Raw genomic sequence first — 1635 nt, forward strand, 5'->3', positions numbered from 1 at the left:
GGGAAATAATATAATTTAATAATGAGTATCGAAGCATTAACATTTCTAAAAACTCTCCTTAATGATACCAATAATAAAGTCCAACTGGTCTTTGGTTAAAGCAGATCCTGAAGGCAAACATAGCCCCCTTTCAAATAAACGTTCTGAAAACTTATTCCCAAAATAAGGGAAATTTCGATAGAGGGGCTGCAAATGCAAAGGTTTCCAAAGGAGACGAGACTCTATATTATGGCGTAAGAGTCTAAGCCGAAGTTGTTCTCTATTCACCCCCTTTATATATTCCGGATGAATCAAGATACAACTTAGCCACCGATTAGAATAAAAGCCTTTTGGTTCAGGCAAAAATTCAATTCCCTTAATAACAGACAAATGCTTTTCATAGTAAGCATAAATTTCCCTTCTCCGTCTAATCCGCTCAGAAAGTACCTTCATTTGAGCTACTCCAATAGCAGCACAAACATTACTCATACGATAATTATAGCCCAATTGAGAATGTTCATAATGAGGAGCCCCATCTTTGGCCTGAGTAGCAAAAAAAAGTGCTTTTTTGATTAAATCCGGATTCTCGGACACCAAAGCTCCTCCCCCAGAAGTAGTGATAATCTTGTTTCCATTAAAAGAATAAATACCCATTTGGCCAAAAGTACCTAGGGCCTTTCCTTTATAATTTGAGCCCAATGCTTCGGCAGCATCTTCAATGAGAGGAATTTTATATTTTTTAGAAATATCAATGATTTCTCCCAGTTTAGCAGGCATACCATATAAATGAACCAAAATAATAGCTTTGGGCTTCTTCCCATTTACGATTCGAGATTGAACAGCCTGTTCCAAAGCATTGGGACACATATTCCAAGTTTCCAGTTCACTATCGATAAAAACGGGAGTAGCTCCTTGATATAAAATGGGGTTGGCAGAAGCCGTAAAGGTGAAAGAGGAACAAATCACTTCATCCCCTTGCCTTATACCCAAAAGTCGAAGGGCCAAATGCAAAGCCGCCGTGCCGGAAGAAAGGGCAAGGGATGATTGGCATTGAACAAAATTAGAAAGAACTTTTTCAAATTTCCTCAAAAAAGGTCCTCCAGGCGCCACCCAATTGGAATCAATAGCCTCGGTGATTAATGCTTTTTCCTCCCCCCCCATGTGAGGAGGAGAAAGCCATATCCTATCCTCATTGATTTTGGCCTTAGGTCTGGTTTCCTTTAAATTTTCCTCTTTTAATCCCTCCATCTACTTTTTTTTGAAAAAGACGAAGAAAAGTAAGCATTATTATTTTCAAATCCAGCCAAAAAGATTGGTTTTCTACATAGTAGAGATCTAACTCAAACTGTTCTTCCCATGAAATTTGATCTCTGCCATGGATTTGAGCCCATCCAGTAATACCTGGTTTTACTTCATGTCTTCTTTTCTGACGTTCGGTATATAAGGGGAGGTATTCAGGTAAAAGGGGCCGGGGACCCACTAGGGACATATCTCCTTTTAAAACATTTAACAGTTGAGGGAGTTCGTCGAGGGAGGTTCTTCTAAGGAAGGAACCTAGTTTGGTTATTATTTGATGGTCCTTTAATAGTTTCCCATTACTCTCTTGACTTTCAATCATGGTTTTGAATTTCCAGATTAAAAAAGCCTTGTTATTTT

At 38.6% G+C, this 1635-nt stretch carries 2 protein-coding genes; both read right to left on the minus strand.

The annotated features are described in order from the left end of the window. Window positions 1-45 precede the first annotated feature (45 nt). Window positions 46-1227 carry a DegT/DnrJ/EryC1/StrS family aminotransferase gene (locus E1171_RS01645; protein WP_155203435.1) on the minus strand — a complete coding sequence of 394 codons (1182 nt, stop codon included), beginning with the start codon at window positions 1225-1227 and terminating at the stop codon, window positions 46-48. Further along, the coding region (locus E1171_RS01650) for a sugar transferase (protein WP_155203437.1) at window positions 1184-1635 on the minus strand (452 nt) is incomplete at its 5' end. The genes E1171_RS01650 and E1171_RS01645, both read right to left, overlap by 44 nt.

Origin of the sequence: Xanthovirga aplysinae, assembly GCF_009711365.1 — a bacterium.
GTDB lineage: Bacteria > Bacteroidota > Bacteroidia > Cytophagales > Cyclobacteriaceae > Xanthovirga > Xanthovirga aplysinae.

Bases quoted from the DNA above. Each gene is read 5' to 3' on its own strand.
- E1171_RS01645 (WP_155203435.1), bottom strand. From the start codon at position 1,227: ATGGAGGGATTAAAAGAGGAAAATTTAAAGGAAACCAGACCTAAGGCC.